This is a genomic window from Citrobacter sp. LST-B2 (genome assembly GCF_057983045.1).
The window spans coordinates 3,300,188-3,327,111 of record NZ_CP192598.1; the positions used below are offsets into that span (position 1 = coordinate 3,300,188).

Consider the following 26,924-nt stretch of genomic DNA (forward strand, 5'->3'; position numbering starts at 1 on the left):
CCATGTTTGAAGCTCTTCCGATTACGAAAGTGTCGGTGGTGATCCCTGTCTATAACGAACAGGAAAGCCTGCCGGAACTGTTCAGGCGAACCACTGCGGCCTGCGAGAGTCTGGGAAAAGACTATGAAATCCTGTTGATTGATGACGGTAGCAGCGACCATTCTGCCCGGTTGTTGATCGACGCATCAGAAGCTGAAGGCAGCCACATCGTTTCGATTTTACTCAATCGCAACTACGGGCAGCATTCCGCCATCATGGCGGGATTCAGTCACGTTACTGGCGACCTGATCATTACGCTCGATGCCGATCTGCAAAACCCGCCGGAAGAGATCCCGCGTCTGGTGGCAAAAGCCGATGAAGGGTATGACGTCGTTGGCACCGTACGCCAGAATCGTCAGGACAGTCTGTTCCGTAAAACCGCCTCGAAGATGATCAACCATCTGATTCAGCGCACCACGGGCAAAGCCATGGGCGACTACGGCTGCATGCTTCGCGCCTATCGCCGGCACATTATCGATGCCATGTTGCATTGTCATGAGCGCAGCACATTTATCCCGATTCTGGCGAATATTTTTGCCCGGCGCGCCACGGAGATCCCCGTTCATCACGCGGAACGTGAATTTGGTGATTCCAAATACAGCTTTATGCGGCTGATTAACCTGATGTACGACCTGGTGACCTGCCTGACGACGACGCCTTTGCGCATGTTGAGCCTGCTCGGCAGCGTCATTGCCGTTACCGGATTTACTCTGTCGATACTCCTCGTCATTCTCCGCCTGACGCTGGGGCCACAATGGGCGGCTGAAGGGGTATTCATGCTGTTTGCCGTTCTGTTTACCTTTATCGGCGCGCAGTTCATCGGCATGGGATTACTCGGTGAATATATCGGTCGAATTTACAACGATGTTCGCGCCCGCCCCCGCTATTTCGTCCAGCAAGTTATTCGTCCGGAAAGCCCGCTCTCTACAAAGGAAAATCAATAATGAAAGCCGTTGTCTTCGCGTATCACGATATGGGCTGTCTGGGCGTTCAGGCCGTGCTCGACGCCGGCTATGACATTGCCGCCATTTTTACACATGCGGATAATCCAGGAGAAAACACGTTTTTTGGCTCCGTTTCTCGCCTGGCCGCTGAGGCGGGGATCCCGGTCTACGCCCCGGATGACGTGAACCATCCAATCTGGGCTGAGCGTATCAGCCAACTCGCTCCTGACGTTATTTTCTCTTTCTATTACCGTCATCTGCTCAGCGATGCAATTCTGGAACAGGCTCCGGCTGGTGCATTCAACCTGCACGGTTCACTCCTGCCAAAGTATCGCGGTCGCGCCCCGTTGAACTGGGTGTTGGTGAATGGCGAAAGCGAAACCGGCGTGACGCTGCATCGCATGGTCAACCGCGCCGATGCAGGCGCCATTATCGGGCAACAGCGTGTCGCTATTTCGCCTGACGATACGGCCCTTACGCTACATCATAAGCTTTGCCAGACCGCCCGACAGGTGCTGGAACAGGCACTACCCGCTATCAAACGCAGAGAGACGCGTGACGTTTTGCAAAACGAGAGCGACGCAACGTACTTTGGTCGTCGCACGCCTGAAGACAGTTTCCTGACGTGGAACCGACCGGCAACGACGCTGCATAACATGGTGCGGGCGGTCGCGGCCCCCTGGCCGGGCGCGTTCAGCTATTCCGGCACGCAAAAATTCACCATCTGGTCATCCCGCATCCACTCACAGCCCCAGACCGCGCAACCGGGTACCGTGATTTCCGTCGCGCCCCTGCTGATCGCCTGTTCCGAAGGCGCACTGGAGGTAATGACCGGACAGGCGGGTAACGGCATCACCATGCAGGGTGAACAGTTAGCGCAGGTACTCGGCCTGGTTGCAGGCTCCCGTCTAAACAGCCCATCGCTGGCTGCCAGCAAGCGCCGTACCCGCGTGCTGATCCTCGGCGTGAATGGTTTTATTGGCAACCATCTTACCGAACGCCTGCTGCGCGAAGACCACTACGAAATCTATGGTCTGGATATCGGCAGCGATGCGATTGGCCGCTTCCTCAACCACCCGCGTTTTCATTTTGTGGAAGGCGACATCAGCATTCACTCTGAATGGATCGAATATCACGTTAAGAAATGCGACGTGGTGCTGCCGCTGGTGGCCATTGCCACGCCAATTGAATATACCCGCAACCCACTGCGCGTCTTTGAACTGGATTTTGAAGAAAACCTGAAAATCATTCGCTACTGCGTGAAATACCGTAAGCGGATCATTTTCCCCTCGACTTCTGAAGTGTACGGGATGTGTACCGACAAAGTGTTTGATGAAGACAGCTCGAATCTGATTGTCGGGCCGGTCAATAAACCCCGCTGGATTTACTCGGTGTCCAAACAGCTTCTCGACCGTGTCATTTGGGCCTATGGCGAAAAAGACGGGCTCCGCTTTACCCTCTTTCGCCCCTTCAACTGGATGGGGCCGCGACTCGACAGCCTGAATTCTGCGCGAATTGGCAGCTCACGCGCCATCACACAGTTGATCCTTAACCTGGTGGAAGGCTCGCCGATTAAGCTTATCGAAGGCGGAAAACAGAAACGCTGCTTTACGGATATCCGCGACGGCATCGAAGCGCTGTACCGGATCATTGAAAATGCGGGGGGTCGCTGCGACGGTGAAATCATCAACATCGGCAACCCAGAAAACGAAGCCAGCATCAAGGAACTGGCGGAAATGCTGCTGGAGAGTTTCGACAAACATCCACTGCGCCATCATTTTCCACCGTTTGCCGGGTTACGGGTGGTTGAAAGCAGCAGCTATTATGGCAAAGGCTATCAGGATGTGGAGCACCGTAAGCCCAACATCCGTAATGCAAAACGTTGCCTGGACTGGGAGCCTACCATCGATATGCGCGAAACGGTTGACGAGACGCTGGATTTCTTCCTGCGCAGTGTAGATCTCACGGAACATTCATCATGACAAAAGTCGGCTTGCGTATTGATGTCGATACCTTCCGCGGCACCCGCGAAGGCGTGCCGCGCCTGTTAGCGTCATTGAGCCGATACCACATTCGGGCAAGTTTTTTCTTTAGCGTTGGGCCTGACAACATGGGGCGCCATCTCTGGCGCCTGATTAAACCGCAGTTTCTGTGGAAAATGCTGCGCTCAAACGCCGCGTCTCTTTACGGCTGGGATATTTTGCTGGCCGGTACCGCCTGGCCGGGAAAAGAAATCGGTCGCGCAAACGCCGAGATTATCCGTGAAGCGGCACGCCAGCATGAAACGGGTCTGCACGCCTGGGATCACCACGCCTGGCAGTCCCGGAGTCCTCAGTGGAGCGAACAGCAACTGATCGCCGATATTTCACACGGAATCACCGCCCTGGAGGCGATCACCGGCCAGCCCGTGACCTGTTCAGCCGTCGCGGGCTGGCGCGCTGACCAGCGTGTGGTGCTCGCCAAAGAGGCATTTCCTCTGCGATACAACAGCGACTGCCGCGGCTGGGCGCCGTTCCGTCCGGTTCTCGGGGCTGATGCGTTCGCTACGCCACAAATTCCGGTCACGTTGCCCACGTGGGATGAAGCGGTGGGTCGTGAGGTTCAGGCAGAGGATTTCAACGACTGGATCCTCTCCCGAATACAGCGGGATACCGGTACGCCGGTGTATACCATTCATGCCGAAGTCGAAGGCGGTGCCTGGCACAGCCAGTTTGAGGAACTGCTCCAGCGTGCGGCCGATGCGGGCATCACCTTCTGCCCACTTGGCGATCTCCTGCCTGAGGATCGCAACACCTTGCCGCCGGGAGAGATTATTCGCGGTTACATCGCGGGAAGAGAAGGATGGTTAGGCTGCCAGCAAGCAATGAGTGTCATACGATGAAAAACACCCGTTATTATCAGATACTGGCCGCGCTAATCGCGTTCTGGTACATCATCCCCATCAACCTGCGTCTGTTGTGGCAACCTGATGAAACGCGCTATGCCGAGATCAGTCGTGAAATGCTGGCCTCCGGCGACTGGCTTGTTCCTCATTTTCTTGGCGTCCGTTACTTTGAAAAACCCATTGCCGGGTACTGGATCAACAGCATCGGGCAGGGATTGTTTGGTACGAACAATTTCGGCGTTCGTGCGGGCGCCATTTTTGCGACGCTGGTCACCGCCGTGCTGGTGGCATGGCTTGCCATGCGCCTATGGCGCGATACGCGTACCGCCCTGCTGTCGGCCATCATCTTCCTGTCGTTGTTTATTGTCTACGGGATTGGCACCTATGCAGTGCTCGATCCGCTGATTGCGCTCTGGCTAATGGCGGGACTGTGCTGCTTCTGGCAGGCGATGCAGGCCACCACCTGGCAAGGGAAAAGTGCAGGGTTCCTGCTGCTGGGCGTCACCTGCGGGATGGGCGTAATGACCAAGGGTTTTCTGGCGCTTGCGGTACCGGTGCTCAGCGTTCTGCCGTGGGTCGCCGCGCAGAAACGCTGGAAAGATCTGTTCCTCTTTGGCGGATTAGCGGTCATCAGTTGTGTCGTCGTCATTCTGCCGTGGGGACTGGCAATCGCCCAACGTGAACCCGATTTCTGGCACTACTTTTTCTGGGTCGAACACATCCAGCGTTTCGCGATGGATGACGCCCAGCACAAAGCGCCGTTTTGGTACTATCTGCCGGTGCTGATCGCCGGAAGCCTGCCGTGGCTTGCGCTGCTTCCCGGAGCCTTAAAGACCGGCTGGCAGACGCGAGATGAATCGCGCAGCGCATTCTATCTGCTCGGTTGGATCGTAATGCCGCTGGTGTTTTTCAGCATCGCGAAAGGCAAATTACCGACCTATATTCTGTCCTGTTTCGCCCCGCTCGCCATACTGATGGCGAGATACGGATTGAACGCAGCGGAAAAGGGCTTTGCCGCGCTGCGCATCAACGGCTGGATCAATATTCTGTTCGGCGTCATCGGGATTATCGCTACGCTGGTTGTCTCGCCGTGGGGACCGCTGAAATCGCCGGTCTGGATGCACATTGAGGTGTATAAGGTTTTCTGCACGCTGGGGATGTTTGCTCTGTGGACTTTTTTCGGCTGGTATACGCTGACTAACACCGAAAAGAGCTGGATTTATGCCGCGCTGTGTCCCGTGGCGCTGGCGCTGTTGTTTGGTTTTTCCGTGCCCGATCGGGTCATGGAATCCAAACAGCCACAGTTTTTTGTCGAGATGACCCGGGAAAACCTGGCGCCAAGCCGCTACATTCTTACCGACAGCGTAGGCGTCGCCGCCGGGCTGGCCTGGAGCCTGAAACGCGACGACATTTTAATGTACGGGCAAACCGGCGAGTTGAAATATGGCCTTAACTATCCCGATGCTAAAGGCCGGTTCATTCGCTACGGCGATTTTGCGGACTGGCTCAGCCAGCACCGCCAGGAGGGGATCATTACGCTCGTGCTCACTATCGCGAAGGATGAAGACATCAACCGCCTTGCCATTCCCCCTGCTGACAGTATCGATAATCAGGGGCGTCTGGTGCTGATTCAGTATCGTCCCAAATGATCTGGCTGGTATTAGTACTCGCCAGCCTGCTCAGCGTTGCGGGGCAATTATGCCAGAAACAGGCAACGCTCCGCGTGCCGACCCGCGCGCGAAGACGCCATGTTGCCCTGTGGCTGGGGCTGGCGCTCGCCTGCCTTGGCCTGGCGATGATCCTGTGGTTGTTGGTATTGCAGAACATTCCCGTGGGTATCGCTTACCCGATGCTCAGTCTCAACTTTGTCTGGGTCACATTGCTGGCATGGAAAATCTGGCGTGAACCGGTGGCGCTTCGTCACTGGCTGGGCATCGTCTTGATCATCAGCGGTATTTTTATTCTGGGGAGTGCGGCGTAATGGGATTACTCTGGGGACTGTGCAGCGTGATCATCACATCCGTCGCGCAACTGGGCCTGAGCTTTGCGATGGCAAACCTGCCGCCGATGACACAGTGGCAGACGTTTATCCCGGTGCTGTTCTCCCTCCATACCGGTACGCTCGTGCTATTCACCAGTTTAGTGGGCTATCTGCTGTCGGTTTTCTGCTGGCATAACGCGCTGCATCACCTCGCGCTGAGCAAGGCTTACGCGCTGCTCAGCCTGAGTTATGTGCTGGTGTGGGTGGCGTCGATAATCTTACCCGGCTGGCAGGGCACGTTTTCTCTGAAAGCACTGCTGGGTGTACTGTGTATCATGGCCGGACTGATGTTCATTTTTCTGCCCGCACCGCGGAAAACGCGCTGACGTTTATTTGTTCCCCAACAACGTCTTCAGGCGCTCCCACTCGTCGCAGGTATAATTTCTGGCATCCAGAATCTTCACCGTCCGCCCGCTGTCACGGTTGACGGAATACAGCGCATCCTTCTGCGGGGAAAGGATATCACCGGCATTCACCACAATGTCAGACTGGACTTCAGCGATCATTTTCAGTGAACCGCCGGCATCACTTAACACTAATGCATGCTTCCCTGACCTTTTGTCATAGCACGACTTCTTCACCTGCCACTCCATTGCGTACCTTTACGTATCGGGAACTTTTACATTACGTTACACAGTAGCAGATAAACAAAGTGGCAATGGGCATCAATTGGTAAAACTGCGAAGTGAAATTAATGTTTTCCTAATGTTTCATTCACCCAATCAACGACGGCACGCCGGGATATCTTGATCCCCCCATTTTTCAGTTCGGCAGGCAGAGAAAGCCAATGTACCGGCTGCTGGAAACGTGCCAGTTTGTCTTTCACCCATTCGTTAAGTTCTGTCTCTGCGACGTCTGCGTCACATTCCACCACCGCCACCGGTCGATGACCAAATTCGGCGTCCTCGATCGGCACGATAAACGCCTGCAGCACGTGAGGATGCGTAACAATGACCCGTTCCACCTCTTCGGGTTGTATCCCCTCTCCGCCGCTAAAAAAGAGATTATCCAGACGTCCGGCGATGGTCAGTTTTCCGTCATTCAGCACGCCGCGATCGCGTGTGGCAAACCAGCCTTCATCGTTAACCAGCGAAACCAGTTTACCGTCTCGCCAGTAGCCTTCCGCCATACTGGCCGCCCGCAGCCAGACTTCATCATTTACGATTCTGACTTCTCGTCCCGGTAAAGGCATACCGACATCAGCCAGACCGTCCGCCTCTTTTGCACATACCGTTGAGGCAAATTCCGTCAGGCCGTATCCGCACCAGCAGCGAATGCCCTGCGCGTGCGCCTGCTCGGTTAACGCCACCGGAATCGCCGCGCCACCCAGCAAAACGGCTTTCAGCGCCACCGGCGTCTGGTTCACCAGCAGTCGCCAGAGTTGCGTTGGCACCAGCGAAGCATGGGTGCATCCGGCCAGCATCTGTTCCAGCGGCTGTTTTTCCCGTACCGTCATCCGCGCCCCGGCCACTAACCAGCGCCACAGAATCCCCTGTCCGGAGACATGAAACAACGGCAGAGAGAGCAGCCAGTCGTCCTCTGTTGCCAGCGGCATCAGCGACAGCACACCGTCAGCACTGGCAATATGCGCCTGACAGGTATGAACTGCCGCTTTCGGTAGACCGGTCGAACCGGAGGTCAGCGTCATGGAACACAGACGCTGCGGCTGCCAGTCGACGGCATGCTGCCCGTTCGCGTTCAGGCAGTTCAGCGGGATCAGAAAGGGAAAGCGGTTTTCTCCCTCCAGGTCCAGCGCAAACTGCAGCGTGAGATCGGGCAGCAATGTTGCCAGTAAGGCGTGAGGAAGCTGCGGGTTGACCGGCAGGATCCGTGCACCGCACTGCAACAGCGCCAGCCATGCCAGCAGTGTCTGCGGATGATTCCAGGCGCGCAGCATAACGCCGCAGCCTTCGGTAACCCCCTGTGCGGCAAAACCGCTCGCCAGGGCATCAATACGCGTACAGAGCGTGCGCCAGCTTAGCACCTCATCATTCAGGCGTATGGCTGGCGCGTCTCCCTGAACCTGCCGCCAGTATCGCCACGGCCAGTCAGGAAAGGTCATCGCAGGCGTTCCAGGGCTGATTCGTCAATCAGTGGTAATGGACTTCCCGGCCAGCGACGAATCTGCTGCGCCTGCATCAGGCTCAGCGTATCCAGTCCCGGAATGGTGTCTGGCGTCAGCCACGCGGCAATGCGCGCCAGTTGGGTCAGACCCAGGCTCGACTCGATGGATGAACTGATCACCGCCGTCAGCCCCAGTGTATGCGCGGCCTGTACCTGCTCACGCACTTTTTCCAGCGACCCGGTCAGCGTCGGTTTGATCACCACTGCACGTACGCCCTCTTCTGCTTCAAAGACAAAATCCGCCTCACGCAGGCTTTCGTCCCAGGCGATAGCAATCCCGGTTTCACGGGCAAAGGCTCGCGAGTCGTCGCGCGTTTTGCACGGTTCTTCGAGGAAGGCGATGCGGTTACGGTAGTCCGGGTTCACGTACTTCGCGAACTGCTGCGCCTTCAACGGCGTCCAGGCGCGGTTGGCATCCAGCCGCAGCCGCAATTCCGGGATCGCCTCCAGCAGCAGGTTGACCACCATGCCGTCGCGAACCGCTTCGTACAGTCCGACCTTCACCTTCGCGACTTTTTCGCCGGGCATATCCGCCAGTTGCAGCACCAGATCGTCCGGGTCTCCGGTACACAGCGGCGCCGCCCGATAGTCTGCGGCTTCAGGCAGCGTTCCGGCTATTTCCGCCAGCGCACAACTGACGCCAAAGGCCACAGAAGGCATGTCAGGCAATGCATCTTCTCCCTGCAGCCAGCCGTCAACCCAGGCCAGCAGCGCAACCTGCGCCTCTTCCTGGGTTTCCTGACTGAATCCCGGCAGTGGGGAGAGCTCTCCCCATCCCTGACGCTCGCCGTCGTGCAGGCGAACATACAGCCCGTCACGCGTTTTTAACCGCCTGTCGCGCAGAACCACCCCCGCGTCCATGGGGATCTGCCAGCGGTATACCTGCGCGCTACGCATTACGGATTCCGTTTGAATTTGCTGAAATCAGGCTGACGTTTCTGGTTGAAGGCGTTACGGCCTTCCTGACCTTCTTCCGTCATGTAGAACAGCATGGTGGCGTTACCCGCCAGCTCCTGCAAACCGGCCTGACCATCACAGTCGGCGTTCAGCGCCGCTTTCAGGCAACGCAGCGCCATCGGGCTGTTTTGCAGCATTTCACGACACCAGCGCACGGTTTCTTTTTCGAGTTCAGCCAATGGGACAACGGTGTTCACCAGCCCCATATCCAGCGCCTGTTTGGCATCGTACTGACGGCACAGGAACCAGATTTCACGCGCTTTCTTCTGCCCCACGATCCGCGCCATGTAAGACGCCCCCCAGCCGCCGTCAAAGGAGCCGACTTTCGGGCCGGTCTGCCCGAAGATGGCATTTTCCGCCGCAATCGTCAGGTCGCACATCATATGCAGCACGTGACCACCGCCAATGGAATAACCCGCCACCATCGCCACGACCGGCTTCGGACAGGTACGGATCTGGCGCTGGAAATCCAGCACGTTCAGGTGATGCACGCCGGAGTCATCCTGATAGCCGCCGTAGTCGCCGCGAACCTTCTGGTCGCCGCCGGCACAAAAGGCTTTATCGCCTGCGCCAGTCAGAATAATCACGCCCACGTTATCGTCGTAACGGGCATCAGCCATCGCCTGAATCATCTCTTTGACGGTCAGAGGACGGAATGCGTTGCGCACCTGTGGACGATTAATGGTGATTTTTGCGATACCGTCGGTCGATTTCTCATAGCGAATATCGGTGTAGCCTTCGGAGCAATCGTGCCATTCTACCGGTGCGTAAAGCATTGTTTCATCAGGATAGATCATAGTGTGTCCTTTAGTCAGAGACGCAGAATCTGAGCCAGACAGTCCACCACGCCTGCGGGATTTTCCCGGTGCGCATTGTGTCCGGCGTTACGAATCACATGGCGGGTCGCCGCTAATTCCGTCGCCAGGGCGCAGAATTTGCTGTCACGTTCACCACATAAATAATAAAACGGAAAGGCGCGCGCGGTGAGCGCAGCGCGTAAATCAGGCTGGACCGCCAGCGAAGTGGCTTCCAGCATTGCCGCCAGCGTTTCGCCGTTATTCTGACTACGCAGCGCGACCAGCGCTTCTCGTTGCCGCGCGTTCAGCGAAGCAAAAACCGGCTGCTGATACCAGTCAGTAAACACCTCAGTCAGCGCGTCATGGCGAAAACGTTCCGCCCAGTGATGGTCAGAATCCCGGCGCGTGTCGCGTTCGGCGTCGCTTTGCAGTCCCGGATGCCCGCCTTCAACCACCAGGCCGCAAAGCCCCGGCATTTCCTGACAGGCCGCGATCATCGCCACTCTGCCGCCGAGGGAATATCCCACCAGCCAGTATTTCAGTATGTTGTAACTAAGGAGAGTATTACGCAGCAAGCTGATCACATCGGTAAATCCGCTGACGCGGATCTCCGCCGATCCACCGTGACCAGGCAGATCGATGTACAAGCGTGAAAAGCCGGAAAGCCGCTCGCCGATCGGTTGCCATTCCTGGCTATCGCCGGAAAAACCGTGCAGGAAAACCAGCCAGGGTGAGTCTGACTGCGCGGCTTTTGCCTGCGCGTGCAGGATCATAATTGGCTCACCTGCGCCAGCAGCTGTTGTAGCGTCTGCGCGCCGTCGGTGTCGTTGACCACCAGTTCAATCACCGTGGTCGCAGGCATACGCCACGCGCCAGCCAGCGCCGCCTCCAGTTCATCCCAGCTTTCCGGACGATGATACTTGAGGTTAAACATTGCAGCCGCGTGTTCAAAATGAACATTTTGCGGCATCAGGTAAAAGCGTTCACGTTCGCTCTGCGGCGTGGGCAGCAGCGAGAAAATCTGCCCGCCGTTATTGTTCACCACTATCAGTACGAACGGCGCGGAGACCTGCCGTAACAGGGCTAACGCATTGAGATCGTACAACGCCGATAAATCGCCCACGATCGCCAGCGTCGATTTCGCGCTGGCGCGCTGCACGCCCGCAGCGGTCGATAACAGACCATCAATACCACTTGCGCCGCGATTGCTGTATACCGGGTAACCTGCCGGAAGCTGCGACAGCGCGTCAATCAGGCGCACCACCAGGCTGTTGCCGACAAAAAGCTGCCCCTGCTCGGGCAGATAGTCGCGAATGCGATGCGCCAGTTGCGCCTCGCCAAAAGTATCACGCCGCGCCGCCACGGCCTGCCAGGCCTGCTCCGCCAGACACGGAATGTCTACACACCACGGTTGCCGTTTTTCCGCAGGATGCAGTTCCAGCCAGTCGCCGATTTTTGCCACCAGACGACGACCGCGATGATGCGCCGGATCCAGCCGCCCTTCGATATTATCGACAATCCAGTACTCCTCCGGCTCACAGTTTGCCTGCCATTGCAGTAAACGTTTTCCGGTCAGACTGCTGCCCAGCTGCACTACAATCTGTGCCTGCTGCAGTTCCGTCACCGCCTTCGGATTGCCGAGCCAGAGGTCGGCACAGGGAAGCGGCTGTCCGGTTTGCGACAGCACATCGCCAATCAGCGGCCAGCCCAACGTCTGCGCCCATTGCGCAACTTTCTTGCCCTCTTCTGCACCCATTCGCCCGGCAACAACAACGCCGCGTTTTTGCCGCCAGAAGAACCAGTCGCGCTGTTTGTCGCTCTCCAGCCGACGCGCTTCGCGCAGCCAGGGTTTGTCATCCTGCCACCAGTCACCGAGACGCTGTTGCCAGGCCAGACCGGTTTCGTCCATCTCGCCATATAACGGCTCGGCAAACGGACAGTTGATATGGACCGCGCCGGCATGCAGCGAGGCCAGCGCATTATCGATAGTCGACACCAGCCAACGGGCCGGAATGTCCTGCGTCGGGCGCGGAAGCGAAAGCGTTTGTGACGGGTGTGACGCAAACATGCCCGCCTGACGAATCGCCTGATTCGCGCCGCAGTCAATCAGTTCAGGAGGACGATCGGCCGTCAGAAGGATCAGTTTTTCACCGGTCAGCCCCGCTTCAATCAGCGCCGGATAGAGGTTAGCGACCGCCGTACCGGAGGTCACGATCACGGCAACAGGCTGTTTACTCACCTTCGCCAGTCCCAGCGCCAGATGACCAAGACCACGCTCATCAAAATGCGTGTGGTGAATAAAAGCCGAATTTTCCGCCGCCGCCAGAGTGAGCGGCGTGGAACGAGAGCCAGGGGCAATGCAAACATGCCTGACGCCATGGCGAGTTAATGCTTCCAGAATGACCGCCGCCCAGCGTCGGTTAAATGCGCTTACTGACATGAGATTGTCCGGTATCAATATTGCGACTCAGTATAAAGAACGGAAAAAAGGGATTATTGATATGAGTCGGGAATATGTAACTCATTATCCATCCATCTGTAACAAAGATCGCAGACCAGCGGCTTTATTATCGATTTCCTGCCACTCCTGCTCAGGGTCTGACCCACGAACAATACCCGCACCGGCATACAGCCGAACCACGTTACCGCTGATTTTCGCCGACCGCAGCGAAACACAAAATTCGCTTTGCTGTAATGACAGATAGCCCGCCGACCCGGCGTACCATTCCCGCGCAAAAGGTTCACGCTGCTGAATAAATGCCCGTGCCCGTTCGCGTGGGATCCCGGCCACGGCTGCCGTGGGCTGCAACTGCAGTAAACAGAGCGTGTCATCCGCCTGATTCAGCGCCGTCCAGATGCAGCGTCGCAAATGCTGCACTTTTCGCAACCGCAGCACCTGCGGCGGCAAAACGTCCAGTGTATGCGTGTAGTCCTGCAGGCGCTGACAGATATCCTCGACCACCAGCATATTTTCGCGCTGATTTTTGTCGTCCTTCATCAGCCATTCGCCCAGTTGCCAGGCCTTATAATCATCCGGGTGATTCGCTACCGTCCCGGCGAGCGCCTCGGTACGGAGCGCGGTATCGCGACGTCGCCAGAGACGTTCCGGAGACGAACCCAGGAACGCACTCTGCGCAGAAAAAGCCATATAAAAATGGTAGCAGTTCAGGTTCAAACGGCGACTTGAAGCCATCACAGCAGCGGCATTCACCGGGCGAGAAAAGTGCAGATCGCTGGCGCGCGCCAGCACCACTTTATCCAGTTCACCTTCGGCAATCGTCTGCGTGGCCTGCTCAATCAGGGTGATCCAGCCTGCTTTTTCGGGCCAGTGCTGTTCAGCGGTTTTGCTCAGACGTAATGTCGGCAGCGGTTTTACACTCGCCAGCGAGGCGAGAAAGGTCAGCGCCCGGTCAGCATCCTCGCGCAGAGAAACATCACTCCACAAATGCAGACGCAGCACAGCCACGCCCGCACAGCGCCGCCACTCAAGACGCGGTAACACCAGGTTACCCTGCTCTGGATCAAACGCATTCAGTCCCCAGATACGCAGGTCGGTTTGCTGCGGATGTTGGCGAAGAAAGCATTGTGCCTCATCGAGAGAAGAAAATGGCGCAACGACGCCCAGCACGGCGGCCTCTTCATCACCGTTGCGCTGCTGCCAGTAAAATTGCGGATAAATGGACTGACTTGCCAGCCAGCTTAACGCATCGAAAGCGTCATTAAGGGGAAAAGGAACATCGAGAACCCGAATGCCTGGTGCCGCCGGGATTGCCTGCGACAAAAGACGCGTCAGACCTTCCAGCGCAGTAGTGAGTGAATGCACGCGGACCTCTCCCTGTTAAAAACCTCACATTATACGGGGTACTGCACAAAAAAAGCAGTACCCCAGTTTAGGGAGTCAATGCGATCTCGCTTGCAGATTAGCGTCGTGCCAACAGTAAGCCGAGCACCAGTCCGACCGCCGCGCCAACGCCAATCCCCTGCCAGGGTTTTTCGTGCACATAATCATCTGCACGATAAACGGCCTGTCTGGCACGATAATAATAGCTATCTGAAGCCTGACTTACGCGATTTTTGACCTCATCCAGCGCCTTTTCAGCCCGCGCTTTCAGCTCAATGTATTTCTGATCGGCGGGATCCCCTGAGGAACGCAGCACCTCTTCCAGCGTTTCACTCAGCAACGTCAGGTCGTCATCAATACGCGAATCACCAAATTGATAAGACATTCTCGTTCTCCATGTTAGTAAACCTGCCCCTAACTATAGACAACGACTCAGGATCCCGCCCGAATCGCTTCGCGCGCCATCCCCACATGTGGGATGCCATCTTCCTCATAGACTTCGGTGACCGGAGCAAAACCAAATCGTGCATAGAATGCCTGCAAATGCGCCTGTGCGCCCAGATACAGCGACTTCTCCGGCCAGTGTCGCTGACAAGACGCCAGCGTCTGCGCCATCAAATTTTGGCCCAGCTTTTCACCGCGTAACGCTTCACTGACGATCACCCGTCCAATCACGACGGGCTCCAGATCTTCAGTGCTTTTCAGAATCCTCGCATACGCCACCAGCTCGCCGTCATGCCAGCCCAGGATATGGCGGTTCTCACCCACCAGATCGTCACCGTCTACGTCGAGATAGGGACAGTTCTGCTCCACAACAAACACCGCACAGCGCAGTTTTAACAGCGCATAGAGCTGTGGGACGGTTAATTCCGAATGATGCAGGTCTTGCCAGGTAATCATCGTGCGCTCCTTTTCCGTAAACGATTTATACTAGCCAGATTATTTTTCAAAAGTGTAATGAAATAATGGAATTTCTCTTTCTGGGTACCTCAGCTGGCGTGCCCACGCGTACGCGCAACGTGACAGCCATTTTGCTACATCATCAACACCCGACGCAGCCCGCGCTATGGCTGTTTGACTGTGGTGAAGGTACGCAACATCAGATGTTGAGCACGGCATATCATCCCGGCAAAATTGAACGGATTTTCATCAGCCATCTGCACGGCGATCATCTGTTCGGTTTGCCGGGTTTACTGTGCAGTCGTTCGATGGCGGGCAATGCTCAGCCGCTAACGCTTTACGGGCCGAAGGGGCTGCGTGAGTTTACTGAAACCGCGCTGCGTCTGAGCGGCTCATGGACTGACTATCCGCTGGAAATCGTCGAAATCACCGCCGGGGAAATTCTTGATGACGGGCTGCGAAAAGTAACGGCTTACCCGCTTGAACACCCGCTGGAATGTTACGGTTACCGCGTTGAGGAGCATGATAAACCCGGCGCGCTCAACGCCAAAGCGCTGAAAGCCGCTGGGGTGAAGGCCGGTCCCTGGTTTCAGGATCTGAAAGCAGGCAAAACGGTCACCCTGGAAGACGGCAGCGTGATACGCGGGGCCGATTTTCTTGCCCCAGCGACGCCCGGTAAAACGGTCGCGATTTTTGGCGATACCGCGCCCTGCGCATCCGCGCTTGATCTGGCGAAAGGGGTCGACGTGATGATTCACGAAACCACGCTGGATACGTCAATGGAAGAAAAGGCCAACAGCCGTGGACACAGTTCCACCCGCCAGGCGGCACTGCTGGCACGGGAGGCTGCAGTCGGAAAGCTCATCATAACGCACGTCAGTTCGCGCTATGACGCCGCAGGTTGCCAGCGACTGCTGGCAGAGTGTCAGGCTATCTTCCCTTCCACTGAACTTGCCGACGATTTCGCCATTTTCACGGTTTAGGGCTCCATTTTTTGCTCTCAGTGCCGATAACAGTAAAAACGCAGTATTCACACTGAGGACAGCATGGACAATTTCCAGAAAGATATCGATGACAGGGCGAATCTGACCCTGTCCAACCGCTTTGAACTGCTGCTGTTTCGTCTGGGAAACTCCCTGCACGAACAGAAATCTGAGCTGTTTGGCATTAACGTGTTCAAGTTGCGCGAAATTGTACCTATGCCTGCCTTTACTCGTCCGGCAGGGATGAAGGCGCCATTGCTGGGAATGGTCAATATTCGCGATCAGGTGATTCCGGTTATTGACCTCCCCGCCGTAGCTGGCTGCAAGCCGGAGAATGGACTCAACATTCTGTTAATCACCGAATATGCCCGTAGCGTGCAGGCCTTCGCCGTCGAGTCGGTCGAAAACATCATGCGCCTGGACTGGAAGCAGGTACACACCGCAGAGAAAGCGGTGAACGGCCGCTACATCACCAGTATCGCCTGTCTGGATGAAGACAAAGAGACCAACAACCTGGCGCTGGTGCTCGACGTAGAACAGATTCTGTATGACATCGTGCCATCGAATCACGACCTGCGCGCAACGGAACTGAAAACCAATAAGTTCAACATCACCCCCGGTGCCGTGGCTATTGTCGCGGAAGACTCCCGCGTGGCCCGTGCGATGCTGGAGAAAGGTCTGACGGCCATGGACATTCCCCATCAAATGCACGTCACCGGTAAAGATGCCTGGGACAAAATTCAGCAACTGGCGCAGGAAGCGGAAGCGGAAGGCAAAGCGATTAGCGAGAAGATCGCACTGGTGTTAACCGATCTGGAAATGCCGGAGATGGATGGTTTCACCCTGACCCGAAAAATCAAAACCGACGAGCGGCTGAAGAAAATTCCGGTGGTGATCCACTCTTCTCTTTCCGGTAGTGCCAATGAAGATCACGTCCGCAAAGTGAAAGCCGATGGCTACGTGGCGAAGTTTGAAGTGAATGAACTGTCATCCGTTATTCAGGAAGTGATGGACCGCGCGGCGCAAAACATCAGCGGCCCGCTGGTCAGTCGTCAGTTGATTGCCTGAAGATTCTTCATCCATAAAAAAACCCGCCTCGGCGGGTTTTTCGTTTTTGCTTGTCGCTTACATCAGCGGTGCGGCTAACTGCACAATACTGATCAGCGGCTGCGGGTAGATACCCAGCACCAGCACCAGCAGTGCGGAGATCAGTACCACAATACCGCCTGCGCTGTACTGCCAGTTAGACGGCGCATCGCGGTTAAGCTGCTGCGGCGCGCTCAGGTACAGACTCACGGCAACACGCAGGTAGTAATACAAACCAATCGCGGAACCAACCACCACAGCAGCAACCAGCCACCATAGGTTCGCCTGCACACCGACTGCCAGCACGTAGAATTTACCGATAAAGCCCAGCGTCATCGGGATACCCGCCAGAGACAGCATCATTACCGTCATCACTGCCGCGAGGATCGGACGATGCCAGAACAGCCCACGGTAGGAGAACAGAGAATCGGCATCCGGACCACGGTACGGACTGGACATCAGGCTGACCACGCCGAACGCGCCGAGGCTGCTGAACAGGTAACCGGCAAGGTAAACGCCGACCGCTTCCATGGACATCTCGCCGCTCTGCAGAGCAATCAGCGCCACTAACAGGTAGCCGAGGTGAGAGATAGACGAATAACCCAGCAGACGCTTGATGTTAGTCTGGCTCAGCGCCATCAGGTTACCGAAGATGATGGAAGCAAAGGCGATCACGCCAAGCACCACGCGAACCGCTTCACTGTCGCCAACCGGCGCGTACAGGAACAGACGCATCACCACGCCGAAGATAGCGATTTTGCTCGCCGTCGCCAGGAAGGTGGAAACCGGAGCCGGTGCGCCCTGGTATACGTCTGGCGTCCACAGGTGGAACGGAACCAGAGAGAGTTTAAAGCCCAGACCAACAATCATCATCCCGAAGCCCGCCAGCAGCAGCGGCTCGTTCAACATACCGTCGCCGAGGCTCTTACCGAGCGCAACAAACGACAGGTTGCCAGACTGCGCGTACACCAGCGCCATACCAAACAGCAGGAATGACGAGGCGGCAGCAGACAGGATGGTGTATTTGATACTGGCTTCCAGCGAACGTTTCTGACGGAAGGCATAGCCCACCAGACCAAACAGCGGCAGGGAGATCAGTTCGATACCAAGGAACAGCGCCGCCAGATGATTGGCGTTCGCCAGCAGAATGCCACCCAGCGCGGCAATCAACACCAGCAGGTAGAACTCTTCCCGGTTATCGTCATAGCCTTCCAGCCACGGGTAGGCAAAAGTACAGGTCGCCAGACTCGCCAGCAGAACCAGTCCGGTGTAGAGCATTGCGAAACCGTCAACCCGCATCAGCGGGGTCACGTCCATCGCGCCAGCCTGGCCAACAAACCAGAGCGAAACCAGCGCGGCGTTAAGCCCAATGACCGACAGCGTGGCATTGAGGAAGTGATTGCGTCGCCACGCAATGGAGAGCATCACAACCACCACCGTCAAGCCGACGATCAGCAGCGGTAGCAGCGCAATCAGGTGTTGTGGAGTTATTGTCATGGCGATTTACGGCCTTGTAGTAGTAACGGAATTAACAAACCACTGCTGGATGTTGCTCATCGCAGAATGCGAGGTATCCAGAATCGGCTGCGGATAGAAGCCAAGCAGTACCAGAAGCACGACCAGCAACAGGATGATAAACAGCTCACGCAGCGACATCCCTGGCAGCTCTTGTTGCGCAATCTGGCTCTTCGCTTTACCGAAGTAAGCGCGATGTAGCATCGCCAGCGAGTAAACAGAGGCAAACACCAGACCAAAGGTCGAAATCACGGTGATGACCGGAACCACCTGGTAGCTGCCAAACAGGATCATGAATTCGCCAACGAAGTTACCGGTGCCAGGCATACCCAGCGTCGCCACGGCGAAGAACATCGACAGCGCCGGTAACCATTTCATTTTGCCCCACAGGCCGCCCATCATACGCATGTCGCGGGTGTGCAGACGTTCGTACAGTTGACCACACAGAATGAACAGACCCGCAGCGGACAGGCCGTGCGCAATCATCTGAATCACCGCCCCCTGGTACGCCAGCTGGCTGCCGGTGTAGATGGCAATCAGCACGAAACCCATGTGTGAAACCGAGGTGTAGGCGATCAGACGTTTAATGTCGTACTGCGTGAACGCCATCCATGCACCGTAGAAGATACCGATAACGCCCAGCCACATCGCGATAGGCGCGAACTCCGCTGACGCGTTCGGGAACAGCGGCAGAGAGAAACGCAGCAGACCGTAAGCGGCGGTTTTCAGCAAAATACCGGCGAGGTCAACAGAACCCGCGGTCGGTGCCTGGGAGTGCGCATCTGGCAGCCAGCCGTGCAGTGGAACCACCGGCATTTTCACCGCAAACGCGATGAAGAAGCCCAGCATCAGCAGATATTCGACGCCATGCGACATCGGCGTTTTCAGCAGGTCTTCATAGTTGAAGGTCCACACGCCGGTCGCATTATGGTGAACGAACACCAGCGCCAGGATGGCAATCAGCATCACCAGACCGCTCGCCTGGGTGTAAATGAAGAACTTGGTTGCCGCCGTGATACGCGTTTTACCGTCGGACGCCTTGTGGCCCCACAGCGCGATCAGGAAGTACATCGGCACCAGCATCATTTCCCAGAAGAAGAAGAACAGGAACATGTCGATGGCAAGGAACACACCGATCACGCCGCCCAGGATCCACATCAGGTTCAGGTGGAAGAAGCCCTGGTATTTTTCGATTTCTCGCCAGGAACACAACACCGCCAGAACGCCAAGCAGACCGGTCAGCACCACCATCAGCAGCGACAAACCGTCGATTGCCAGGTGAATCGAGATGCCAAAGCGCGGGATCCACGGCAGGACAAATTCAGACTGCCACTGCGGAATGCCAGCAGACTGCGTCAGCGAATAACCGCCCTGTAGCCACAGTTGCAGGCCAAGCGCGAGCGTCAGTCCCATGGTGATCAGCGCGATCCAGCGCGGCACCTTCACGCCAAAGCGTTCGGTCTGCCAGCACAGGAAGCCACCGATAAAGGGGATTAATATCAACCAAGGTAATAACATGGTGATCTTTGTTCCTTGTTTAAGTCCGGTTCAGGCTATCTCACTCGTCATAGCGAACCCCGACAGTGCTCGCAATCCTCACATACCTCAGTACGCTCCGGTTGCGGTACACAGGCGGTGCTCACTCTGACTTCGCCGATAACGCCTGTCCAGTTGGACCTGATTTTCAACGAATTTTCTAAAAATTCTCTTTGAGCGTGTAGGCCGGATAAGCGTAGCGCCATCCGGCAGTCGTTCATCCAGCCCGCAAACTCAACGCAGTACCATCAGCAGTGCCAGCACCACTACGGCGCCAATGCTCATTGATGCGACATACCAGCGCAGATAACCGTTCTCGCTGAACAGCAGGCCTTTACCTGCAAAGCGGGAAAGGATGGCTGGCACGTTCATCAGGGCATTGAGCGGATCGCGTTTAAGCAGCCAGGCGACGCCAAGGAACGGCTTAACGAACACTTTGTCGTACAGCCAGTCGAAGCCCCAGGCGTTATACCACCAGGTGCCCAGCAGACGACCCGGCGCACTGTTGGCAATCGAGGTCACCAGAGTACGTTTACCCAGCCACAACCATGCGGCAATCAGGATGCCCGCAATCGCTACCACGCCAGAAGTCATTTCCAGGGTCATCACGCGGCCATGCTCAAGTTCAGTTGTCTGTGGCAGTACACCCTGCAGCGGCGGCACAATCAGCGCGCCTACGAAGGTGGACAGGATCATCAGGACAATCAACGGCAGGTGGTGAGTAATCCCCTTCCCTGCATGAGCATGAATTTGTTCTTTACCGTGGAACACGATGAAAATCATACGGAAGGTATACAGGGAGGTCATGAACGCACCGACCAGTCCTGCCACCATCAGATTGATATGACCATTCGCCATCGCGCCTGCCAGAATCTCATCCTTACTGAAGAAGCCTGCGGTAATCAGCGGCAGCGCCGACAGCGCCGCACCGCCCACCAGGAAGCAGAGATAAACCAGCGGAATGGACTTACGCAGGCCACCCATCTTGAAGATGTTCTGTTCGTGATGGCAGGCCAGAATGACGGAACCGGACGCCAGGAACAGCAGCGCTTTAAAGAAGGCGTGCGTCATCAGGTGGAAAATCGCCGCATCCCATGCCTGAACGCCCAGCGCCAGGAACATGTAGCCGATCTGGCTCATGGTGGAATAAGCGAGTACGCGCTTGATGTCGGTTTGCACCAGTGCGGCAAAACCTGCCATCACCAGCGTCACCGCACCCACGATACCGACCAGATGCAGAACTTCCGGGGTCATCAGGAACAGGCCATGCGTACGGGCAATCAGGTAAACACCAGCGGTTACCATCGTTGCGGCGTGGATCAGCGCGGAGACAGGCGTCGGGCCCGCCATCGCGTCAGCCAGCCATGTTTGCAACGGCAACTGTGCCGATTTACCCACAGCACCACCCAGCAGCATTAGCGTCGCCCACGTCAACATATTGTTGCCTGCGGCGAAGTGTGCTGGCGCCAGTTCAACCATTTCACGGAAGTTCAGGGTACCCAGCTCGTTGTACAGAATGAACAGTGCGAACGCGAGGAACACGTCACCCACACGGGTCACGACGAACGCTTTCATCGCCGCAGCGCCATTCTTTGGATCGGTGTAATAGAAACCGATCAGCAGGTAAGAGCACAGGCCCACGCCTTCCCAGCCGAGGTACATCAACAGCAGGTTATCGGACAGCACCAGAACAACCATGCTGGCGATAAACAGGTTCGTGTAAGCGAAGAAGCGGGAGTAGCCCTCTTCACCGCGCATGTACCAGGAGGCGAACATGTGGATCAGGAAACCGACACCAGTGACAACCGACAGCATGGTCAGCGACAGGCCGTCCAGTACCAGGTTGAAACCAATGTTGAAGTTACCGACAGACATCCACGTCCACAGCGGCTGGCTGAACGCCTGCTTGCCGTTGGCGAAGAAGTCCATCCCGACAAAGGCAGTGACCAGCGCCGCCAGACCAATGGAGCCTACGCCCACTGTTGCGGAGAGATTTTCTGACCAGCGTCCGCGAGAGAACGCCAGCAGGACAAAGCCAATCAATGGCAGAATGATGGTTAAGGCAAGCATGTTCATCCACGCATCTCACTTACTGAATCGATGTTCAGGTTCTGGCGACGGCGATGAAGTTGCAGCAACAGCGCAAGCCCTATACTCGCTTCGGCAGCCGCAAGGCTGATGGCGAGAATATACATCACCTGACCATCGGTCTGGCCCCAGTAGCTACCGGCAACCACAAAGGCCAGCGCGGAAGCGTTGATCATGATTTCCAGGCCAATCAGCATAAACAGCAGATTGCGGCGGATAACCAGACCGGTTAAACCCAGAACGAATAAAATCGCAGCGAGGATCAGTCCATGTTGTAAGGGGATCATGCGTGCTCCTCCGTTTTTCTTTTCGCGCTGTCGTCTTTACGGTTGCTCAGCACTTCACCTGAACGCTCTTCGCGTCCAACGTGGAAGGCAACAACCAGACCTGCCAGCAGCAGCATGGATGCCAGTTCAACCGCCAGTACGTAAGGCCCGAACAGGGTAATACCTACCGCTTTCGCGCTGATTGGTGTACCGTCGATACCCTGATCGTTAACCCCCAGAATGGCGTAAACAATCACCACCAGCATGATAGCCGACAGAATTGCCGGGCCAATCCACACCTGCGGCTTCAGCCACTGACGTTCCTGTTCGATTTCAGAACCGCCCAGGTTGAGCATCATCACCACAAACACGAACAGCACCATAATGGCGCCCGCGTAAACGATGATTTCCAGCGCACCCGCGAAGTAAGCGCCCAGCGAGAAGAACACCCCGGAAATCGCCAGCAGCGAAATAATCAGGTACAGCAGTGCGTGCACCGGATTGGTATGGGTGATCACCCGCAAGGTTGCGAGAATGGCGACCAGGCCACAGATATAAAAAGCGAACTCCATTGCCCCTCTCCTTACGGTAACAGGCTCTTGACGTCGATAGGCTTGGCTTCGTTCTCTGCTTCGCCCTTATCTTTGCCGTCGATTGCCATACCTGCCATCCGGTAGAAGTTATATTCCGGGTATTTGCCCGGACCGGAGATCAGCAGATCCTCTTTCTCGTAAACCAGATCCTGGCGCTTGTACTCACCCAGTTCGAAATCTGGCGTAAGCTGAATCGCGGTTGTTGGACAGGCTTCTTCGCACAGACCGCAGAAAATGCAGCGTGAGAAGTTAATGCGGAAAAACTCCGGATACCAGCGACCATCTTTGGTCTCTGCTTTTTGCAGAGAGATACAGCCTACCGGACACGCTACCGCACACAGGTTACAGGCAACGCAGCGCTCCTCGCCGTCCGGGTCGCGCGTCAGCACAATGCGACCACGAAAACGGGGCGGTAGATAGACCGGCTCTTCCGGGTACATCTGCGTTTCGCGTTTCGCGAACGCATGCAGGCCGATCATCCAGATACTGCGTACCTGGGTGCCGAAGCCTACTAACAATTCTTTTAAGGTCATGGTCTTTGTGCCCCTTATTGCGCCTGCCAGAGAATGACAGCCGCCGTTACCAGCAAATTGATGAGCGTCAGCGGCAGGCAGATTTTCCAGCCGAAGGACATTACCTGGTCATAACGAGGACGCGGTAACGACGCACGAATCAAAATGAACATCATCATGAAGAACGCGGTTTTAATCGCGAACCAGATGAATGGCGGTAAGAACGGGCCCTGCCAGCCACCAAAGAACAGGGTAACCATCAGCGCAGAAATGGTGACGATACCGATGTACTCGCCCACAAAGAACAGACCGAATTTCATCCCGGAGTATTCAATGTGGTAACCATCGGCCAGTTCCTGCTCGGCTTCCGGCTGGTCAAACGGATGACGGTGACACACCGCCACGCCCGCGATAGCGAAGGTGACAAAACCAAAGAACTGCGGAATAACGTTCCAGATATCAGCCTGGCTGTTGACGATGTCGGTCATGTTAAAGGAACCGGCCTGCGCCACCACGCCCATCAGGGAAAGCCCGAGGAACACTTCGTAGCTGAGCGTCTGCGCAGACGCACGCATCGCACCCAACAGCGAGTATTTGTTGTTGCTCGACCAACCGGCGAACAGCACCGCATACACCGCCAGACCCGCCATCATCAGGAAGAACAAGATCCCGATGTTCAGATCCGCGACCACCCAACCCGGACTCACCGGCACGATGGCAAACGCCAGCAGCAGCGAGGTAAAGGCGATCATTGGCGCAAGGGTAAAGATGACGCGATCCGAGAATTTCGGGATCCAGTCTTCTTTAAAGAACATCTTGATCATGTCCGCAACCAGCTGGAGCGAACCGCCCCAGCCTACACGGTTCGGTCCGTAACGGTTCTGGAACAGACCCAGCAGACGACGTTCGCCAAAGCTCATGAATGCCCCGCAGGTGACCACCACCAGCAGAATCACCACCGCTTTGAGGATGGTCAGCAGGATTTCGATCAGATCCGGTGTAATCCAACTCATTGTTGTGCCTCCTGCAGATCCTCAAGACGCGCACCCGCCAGAACAGGGGCAATGCCCGGCATGCCCATCGGCAAGCCAACCTGCCCTGCCGTCAGCCCTTCGGCGATTTCAACCGGCAGCGTGACCGTATTGCCATCGTAGCTAAAGGAGACGCGGGTACCGGCATTCACGCCCAACTTCGCGGCATCGGCCGGGTTGAGTTTGATGTACGGTTGCGGCATGCGGCTCTGGAAGACCGGCGCACGCTGAGACAGTTCATCGCTACCAAACAAATGGTAGTACGGCGCGATACGCCACTGACCGTCCTGGGCCTGGAAGCTTGCAGGAACCGTCGCGAAGTAATCCAGACTGCCCTCTGAGGCTTCAATCAGACGCACACCCGGATCGCCATGGCGCAGTTTCCCGCCCACTTCATCCTGGAACTTGTTCCACGCCTGTGGAGAGTTCCAGCCCGGCGCCCAGGCAAATGGAATCTGTGAACGCGGCGCAGACGGCTGGTTGTTCCCTTCCATTGAGAAGGCAAACATCGTGTCTTTGTCCTGCGGCTGACGCGGTTCATGAACGCTGATGTTCGCGCGCATCGCCGTACGACCACTGTAACGGTGCGGCTCACGCGCCAGTTTTTGTCCACGAATGCGGAAGGTGGCATCCGGCGCAGCATCTTTAATACCGGCCAGTTCAGGCATCGCGGCGACGACCGCGTCGATCACGTGGTCAAGCTGCGTCCAGTCCACTTCGCGGTTCTGTACGGTGCTGTGCAGTGAATGCAACCAGCGCCAGCTTTCCAGCATGATGGTATTGCTGTCGTAGTACGCCGGATCGTAAACCTGGAAGAAACGCTGAGCACGGCCTTCGTTGTTGATGACCGTGCCGTCGCTTTCGGCAAAGCTGGCGGCGGAAAGCACCAGATGGGCGTTTTCCATGATCGCCGTACGCTGATGGTCAACCACCATCACCAGCGGCGCTTTTGCCAGCGCAGCATTCACGCGCGTTGCCGACGCATGACGATGCAGATCGTTTTCCAGCACGACCACCGCGTCAGCACGGCCGGTTTCCAGTTCGGTCAGCGCATCGTCGAGCGAACCACCGCCCATAATGCCCAGGCCCATACTGTTAACCGAACGGGTAATCATCGTGATGCCGACGTCCGCACCGCGACCTTTCAGCGCTTTCGCCACGTTGGCAGCCGCCTGAATCACTTCTGCGCTACCGGCGTTAGTACCGGAAATGATCAGCGGTTTTTTCGCCCCGGCCAGCGCCTGGACGATCACGTCGATTTTGTTTTGCAGGTCGCTGCTGATGCCGTCAACGGCTGGCGCATTGTTGTCCAGCGCATGGGCAATCGCGAAGCCTAAACGCGCCTGATCTTCAACCGGCGCACGGTAGGTCCAGGCCGCGATATCATCCAGACGGGTGTTATCCACATTGGTCACGAACAGCGGGTGCTTCGCGCGTTGGCCGATGTTGAGGATCGCCGCAATCTGCCAGTCAGCCACTTTCTGGGCTGCCGCCATTTCGCGTGCCTTGCCTTTCACCGCCTGACGCACGGCCAGTGCAACGCGAGCGCCGGTCTGAGTGATGTCTTCGCCCAGCACCAGTACCGCATCGTAAGATTCAATATCACGCAGCGCAGGGGTATGCACACCGCCTTCACGCAGCACCTTCAGTGCCAGTTGCAGACGTTCCTGCTCGGATTGTGCAATCCCGGTATAGAAGTTTTCCGCCCCGACCAGTTCACGCAACGCGAAGTTGCTCTCAACGCTGGCGCGCGGTGAGCCGATGCCAATCACTTTCTTCGACTGACGCAGAATATCTGCCGCGCCCTGCATTGCCTGTTCGGCGTTGAGGGTGATCAGGTCATCGCCACGACGCTGTACTGGCTGACGCGGACGGTCTTTCAGGTTCACGTAACCATAGCCAAAACGACCGCGGTCGCAGAGGAAGTAGTGGTTAACGGTCCCGTTATAACGGTTTTCGATACGACGCAGTTCGCCGTAACGCTCACCCGGGCTGATGTTACAGCCGATGGAACATTGTTGGCAGATGCTCGGCGCAAATTGCATGTCCCATTTACGGTTATAGCGTTCGGAATGCGTTTTATCGGTGAATACGCCGGTCGGGCAGATTTCCACCAGGTTACCGGAGAATTCACTCTCCAGGGTACCGTCTTCCGGACGTCCGAAGTAGACGTTATCGTGCGCGCCATACACGCCCAGATCCTGACCGTCTGCATAATCTTTGTAGTAACGCACACAGCGATAACAGGCGATGCAGCGGTTCATTTCATGAGAGATGAACGGCCCCAGGTCCTGGTTGCGGTGAGTACGTTTGGTGAAACGATAGCGACGGAAACTGTGGCCGGTCATCACGGTCATATCCTGAAGGTGGCAGTTACCGCCCTCTTCACAGACCGGACAGTCGTGCGGGTGGTTGGTCATCAACCACTCCACCACGCTTTCGCGGAACTGTTTCGCTTCTTCGTCGTCAATCGAAATAAACGTGCCTTCGGTTGCCGGTGTCATACAAGACATCACCAGGCGACCACGCGTGTCTTCCGCGTTTTGGTATTGCTTCACCGCACACTGGCGGCAAGCACCAACGCTTCCCAGCGCCGGATGCCAGCAAAAGTACGGAATATCAAGGCCGAGAGACAGACAAGCTTCCAGCAGGTTGTCCGCTCCGTTGACCTCATATTCTTTGCCGTCTACATGAATCGTAGCCATAGTCAGCATGCTTCCAGTTGGCTTAGTCAGAGACTAAGCGTTAATCGAAATTCATATCGCGATACAGGCTCAGAGGCCTGTA

Annotated in this window: 25 protein-coding genes; 8 read left to right on the forward strand and 17 right to left on the reverse strand. The window is 56.5% G+C overall.

Annotated elements, in window-relative coordinates; all coding sequences use genetic code 11:
• The first annotated feature begins 2 nt into the window (after positions 1-2).
• From arnC to arnF, 6 genes are read left to right on the forward strand one after another with little or no spacing between them, the layout of a single operon-like run.
• Entirely contained in the window at positions 3-983 is a 981-nt protein-coding gene (gene arnC / locus ACQ0PY_RS15955) for an undecaprenyl-phosphate 4-deoxy-4-formamido-L-arabinose transferase (protein WP_104446747.1), read from the forward strand.
• Positions 983-2,965 (forward strand): bifunctional UDP-4-amino-4-deoxy-L-arabinose formyltransferase/UDP-glucuronic acid oxidase ArnA, encoded by a 1,983-nt coding sequence (gene arnA, locus ACQ0PY_RS15960; RefSeq protein ID WP_104446748.1) that lies wholly within the window; start codon positions 983-985, stop codon positions 2,963-2,965. The genes arnC and arnA overlap by 1 nt, the downstream gene beginning before the upstream one ends.
• A complete protein-coding gene (gene arnD, locus ACQ0PY_RS15965) occupies positions 2,962-3,864 on the forward strand; it encodes a 4-deoxy-4-formamido-L-arabinose-phosphoundecaprenol deformylase (protein ID WP_109740422.1) in 903 nt (300 codons plus the stop codon). The genes arnA and arnD overlap by 4 nt, the downstream gene beginning before the upstream one ends.
• Positions 3,861-5,516 (forward strand): lipid IV(A) 4-amino-4-deoxy-L-arabinosyltransferase, encoded by a 1,656-nt coding sequence (arnT, locus tag ACQ0PY_RS15970; RefSeq protein WP_104446750.1) that lies wholly within the window; start codon positions 3,861-3,863, stop codon positions 5,514-5,516. The genes arnD and arnT overlap by 4 nt, the downstream gene beginning before the upstream one ends.
• Positions 5,513-5,848 carry a 4-amino-4-deoxy-L-arabinose-phosphoundecaprenol flippase subunit ArnE gene (arnE, locus tag ACQ0PY_RS15975; protein WP_109740423.1) on the forward strand — a complete coding sequence of 112 codons (336 nt, stop codon included), beginning with the start codon at positions 5,513-5,515 and terminating at the stop codon, positions 5,846-5,848. The genes arnT and arnE overlap by 4 nt, the downstream gene beginning before the upstream one ends.
• Entirely contained in the window at positions 5,848-6,234 is a 387-nt protein-coding gene (arnF, locus tag ACQ0PY_RS15980; protein ID WP_043000034.1) for a 4-amino-4-deoxy-L-arabinose-phosphoundecaprenol flippase subunit ArnF, read from the forward strand. Before arnE ends, arnF begins: the two co-directional genes overlap by 1 nt.
• A 3-nt stretch (positions 6,235-6,237) precedes the next feature.
• On the opposite strand, the gene ACQ0PY_RS15985 is transcribed toward arnF, so the two are convergent.
• The 9 genes from ACQ0PY_RS15985 to ACQ0PY_RS16025 all read right to left on the reverse strand — a co-directional run bounded on the left by ACQ0PY_RS15985 (position 6,238) and on the right by ACQ0PY_RS16025 (position 14,527).
• On the reverse strand, positions 6,238-6,444 hold the full coding sequence (locus ACQ0PY_RS15985; RefSeq protein WP_371811590.1) for a signal transduction protein PmrD: 207 nt from the start codon (positions 6,442-6,444) through the stop codon (positions 6,238-6,240).
• A gap of 155 nt (positions 6,445-6,599) precedes the next feature.
• Entirely contained in the window at positions 6,600-7,970 is a 1,371-nt protein-coding gene (menE, locus tag ACQ0PY_RS15990; protein WP_109740424.1) for an o-succinylbenzoate--CoA ligase, read from the reverse strand.
• A complete protein-coding gene (gene menC / locus ACQ0PY_RS15995) occupies positions 7,967-8,929 on the reverse strand; it encodes an o-succinylbenzoate synthase (protein WP_446894155.1) in 963 nt (320 codons plus the stop codon). The genes menE and menC overlap by 4 nt, the downstream gene beginning before the upstream one ends.
• The gene (menB, locus tag ACQ0PY_RS16000) at positions 8,929-9,786 is read right to left on the reverse strand and encodes a 1,4-dihydroxy-2-naphthoyl-CoA synthase (RefSeq protein ID WP_044258523.1); all 858 of its coding nucleotides are present in this window, start codon (positions 9,784-9,786) and stop codon (positions 8,929-8,931) included. Before menB ends, menC begins: the two co-directional genes overlap by 1 nt.
• Before the next feature lie 14 nt (positions 9,787-9,800).
• Positions 9,801-10,559, reverse strand: a complete 759-nt coding sequence (gene menH / locus ACQ0PY_RS16005) for a 2-succinyl-6-hydroxy-2,4-cyclohexadiene-1-carboxylate synthase (protein ID WP_043000029.1) — start codon at positions 10,557-10,559, stop codon at positions 9,801-9,803.
• The gene (gene menD, locus ACQ0PY_RS16010) at positions 10,556-12,226 is read right to left on the reverse strand and encodes a 2-succinyl-5-enolpyruvyl-6-hydroxy-3-cyclohexene-1-carboxylic-acid synthase (protein ID WP_109740426.1); all 1,671 of its coding nucleotides are present in this window, start codon (positions 12,224-12,226) and stop codon (positions 10,556-10,558) included. Before menD ends, menH begins: the two co-directional genes overlap by 4 nt.
• Before the next feature lie 84 nt (positions 12,227-12,310).
• Complete coding sequence (menF, locus tag ACQ0PY_RS16015; RefSeq protein WP_044258518.1) at positions 12,311-13,609, reverse strand: isochorismate synthase MenF; 1,299 nt, start codon at positions 13,607-13,609, stop codon at positions 12,311-12,313.
• 97 nt (positions 13,610-13,706) lie between these two features.
• Positions 13,707-14,012 (reverse strand): stress response protein ElaB, encoded by a 306-nt coding sequence (gene elaB, locus ACQ0PY_RS16020; RefSeq protein ID WP_043000026.1) that lies wholly within the window; start codon positions 14,010-14,012, stop codon positions 13,707-13,709.
• A gap of 47 nt (positions 14,013-14,059) precedes the next feature.
• Positions 14,060-14,527 carry a GNAT family N-acetyltransferase gene (locus ACQ0PY_RS16025; protein ID WP_109740427.1) on the reverse strand — a complete coding sequence of 156 codons (468 nt, stop codon included), beginning with the start codon at positions 14,525-14,527 and terminating at the stop codon, positions 14,060-14,062.
• Positions 14,528-14,592: 65 nt separating this feature from the next.
• Between ACQ0PY_RS16025 and rbn the strand changes: the two genes are divergently transcribed.
• Positions 14,593-15,510: a ribonuclease BN gene (rbn, locus tag ACQ0PY_RS16030; protein ID WP_043000024.1), complete on the forward strand. Its 918-nt coding sequence runs from the start codon at positions 14,593-14,595 to the stop codon at positions 15,508-15,510.
• A gap of 63 nt (positions 15,511-15,573) precedes the next feature.
• Positions 15,574-16,578 carry a chemotaxis protein gene (locus ACQ0PY_RS16035; protein ID WP_044258510.1) on the forward strand — a complete coding sequence of 335 codons (1,005 nt, stop codon included), beginning with the start codon at positions 15,574-15,576 and terminating at the stop codon, positions 16,576-16,578.
• 57 nt (positions 16,579-16,635) lie between these two features.
• On the opposite strand, the gene nuoN is transcribed toward ACQ0PY_RS16035, so the two are convergent.
• The 8 genes from nuoN to nuoG all read right to left on the reverse strand — a co-directional run bounded on the left by nuoN (position 16,636) and on the right by nuoG (position 26,842).
• Entirely contained in the window at positions 16,636-18,093 is a 1,458-nt protein-coding gene (gene nuoN, locus ACQ0PY_RS16040; RefSeq protein ID WP_043000022.1) for an NADH-quinone oxidoreductase subunit NuoN, read from the reverse strand.
• Between the two features lie 6 nt (positions 18,094-18,099).
• Positions 18,100-19,629 carry an NADH-quinone oxidoreductase subunit M gene (gene nuoM / locus ACQ0PY_RS16045; protein ID WP_043000021.1) on the reverse strand — a complete coding sequence of 510 codons (1,530 nt, stop codon included), beginning with the start codon at positions 19,627-19,629 and terminating at the stop codon, positions 18,100-18,102.
• 252 nt (positions 19,630-19,881) lie between these two features.
• Positions 19,882-21,723: an NADH-quinone oxidoreductase subunit L gene (nuoL, locus tag ACQ0PY_RS16050; RefSeq protein ID WP_043000020.1), complete on the reverse strand. Its 1,842-nt coding sequence runs from the start codon at positions 21,721-21,723 to the stop codon at positions 19,882-19,884.
• A complete protein-coding gene (nuoK, locus tag ACQ0PY_RS16055; protein ID WP_000612644.1) occupies positions 21,720-22,022 on the reverse strand; it encodes an NADH-quinone oxidoreductase subunit NuoK in 303 nt (100 codons plus the stop codon). Before nuoK ends, nuoL begins: the two co-directional genes overlap by 4 nt.
• On the reverse strand, positions 22,019-22,573 hold the full coding sequence (nuoJ, locus tag ACQ0PY_RS16060; RefSeq protein WP_043000019.1) for an NADH-quinone oxidoreductase subunit J: 555 nt from the start codon (positions 22,571-22,573) through the stop codon (positions 22,019-22,021). The genes nuoK and nuoJ overlap by 4 nt, the downstream gene beginning before the upstream one ends.
• An 11-nt stretch (positions 22,574-22,584) precedes the next feature.
• The gene (gene nuoI / locus ACQ0PY_RS16065) at positions 22,585-23,127 is read right to left on the reverse strand and encodes an NADH-quinone oxidoreductase subunit NuoI (RefSeq protein WP_005129470.1); all 543 of its coding nucleotides are present in this window, start codon (positions 23,125-23,127) and stop codon (positions 22,585-22,587) included.
• A 14-nt stretch (positions 23,128-23,141) separates the two neighbouring features.
• Entirely contained in the window at positions 23,142-24,119 is a 978-nt protein-coding gene (nuoH, locus tag ACQ0PY_RS16070; RefSeq protein ID WP_043000018.1) for an NADH-quinone oxidoreductase subunit NuoH, read from the reverse strand.
• Positions 24,116-26,842 carry an NADH-quinone oxidoreductase subunit NuoG gene (nuoG, locus tag ACQ0PY_RS16075; protein ID WP_054176042.1) on the reverse strand — a complete coding sequence of 909 codons (2,727 nt, stop codon included), beginning with the start codon at positions 26,840-26,842 and terminating at the stop codon, positions 24,116-24,118. Before nuoG ends, nuoH begins: the two co-directional genes overlap by 4 nt.
• Between the last annotated feature and the right edge of the window lie 82 nt (positions 26,843-26,924).

Bases quoted from the DNA above. Each gene is read 5' to 3' on its own strand.
- arnC (WP_104446747.1), top strand. From the start codon at position 3: ATGTTTGAAGCTCTTCCGATTACGAAAGTGTCGGTGGTGATCCCTGTC.
- arnA (WP_104446748.1), top strand. From the start codon at position 983: ATGAAAGCCGTTGTCTTCGCGTATCACGATATGGGCTGTCTGGGCGTT.
- arnD (WP_109740422.1), top strand. From the start codon at position 2,962: ATGACAAAAGTCGGCTTGCGTATTGATGTCGATACCTTCCGCGGCACC.
- arnT (WP_104446750.1), top strand. From the start codon at position 3,861: ATGAAAAACACCCGTTATTATCAGATACTGGCCGCGCTAATCGCGTTC.
- arnE (WP_109740423.1), top strand. From the start codon at position 5,513: ATGATCTGGCTGGTATTAGTACTCGCCAGCCTGCTCAGCGTTGCGGGG.
- arnF (WP_043000034.1), top strand. From the start codon at position 5,848: ATGGGATTACTCTGGGGACTGTGCAGCGTGATCATCACATCCGTCGCG.
- menE (WP_109740424.1), bottom strand. From the start codon at position 7,970: ATGACCTTTCCTGACTGGCCGTGGCGATACTGGCGGCAGGTTCAGGGA.
- menC (WP_446894155.1), bottom strand. From the start codon at position 8,929: ATGCGTAGCGCGCAGGTATACCGCTGGCAGATCCCCATGGACGCGGGG.
- menB (WP_044258523.1), bottom strand. From the start codon at position 9,786: ATGATCTATCCTGATGAAACAATGCTTTACGCACCGGTAGAATGGCAC.
- menH (WP_043000029.1), bottom strand. From the start codon at position 10,559: ATGATCCTGCACGCGCAGGCAAAAGCCGCGCAGTCAGACTCACCCTGG.
- menD (WP_109740426.1), bottom strand. From the start codon at position 12,226: ATGTCAGTAAGCGCATTTAACCGACGCTGGGCGGCGGTCATTCTGGAA.
- elaB (WP_043000026.1), bottom strand. From the start codon at position 14,012: ATGTCTTATCAATTTGGTGATTCGCGTATTGATGACGACCTGACGTTG.
- ACQ0PY_RS16025 (WP_109740427.1), bottom strand. From the start codon at position 14,527: ATGATTACCTGGCAAGACCTGCATCATTCGGAATTAACCGTCCCACAG.
- rbn (WP_043000024.1), top strand. From the start codon at position 14,593: ATGGAATTTCTCTTTCTGGGTACCTCAGCTGGCGTGCCCACGCGTACG.
- ACQ0PY_RS16035 (WP_044258510.1), top strand. From the start codon at position 15,574: ATGGACAATTTCCAGAAAGATATCGATGACAGGGCGAATCTGACCCTG.
- nuoN (WP_043000022.1), bottom strand. From the start codon at position 18,093: ATGACAATAACTCCACAACACCTGATTGCGCTGCTACCGCTGCTGATC.
- nuoM (WP_043000021.1), bottom strand. From the start codon at position 19,629: ATGTTATTACCTTGGTTGATATTAATCCCCTTTATCGGTGGCTTCCTG.
- nuoL (WP_043000020.1), bottom strand. From the start codon at position 21,723: ATGAACATGCTTGCCTTAACCATCATTCTGCCATTGATTGGCTTTGTC.
- nuoK (WP_000612644.1), bottom strand. From the start codon at position 22,022: ATGATCCCCTTACAACATGGACTGATCCTCGCTGCGATTTTATTCGTT.
- nuoJ (WP_043000019.1), bottom strand. From the start codon at position 22,573: ATGGAGTTCGCTTTTTATATCTGTGGCCTGGTCGCCATTCTCGCAACC.
- nuoI (WP_005129470.1), bottom strand. From the start codon at position 23,127: ATGACCTTAAAAGAATTGTTAGTAGGCTTCGGCACCCAGGTACGCAGT.
- nuoH (WP_043000018.1), bottom strand. From the start codon at position 24,119: ATGAGTTGGATTACACCGGATCTGATCGAAATCCTGCTGACCATCCTC.
- nuoG (WP_054176042.1), bottom strand. From the start codon at position 26,842: ATGGCTACGATTCATGTAGACGGCAAAGAATATGAGGTCAACGGAGCG.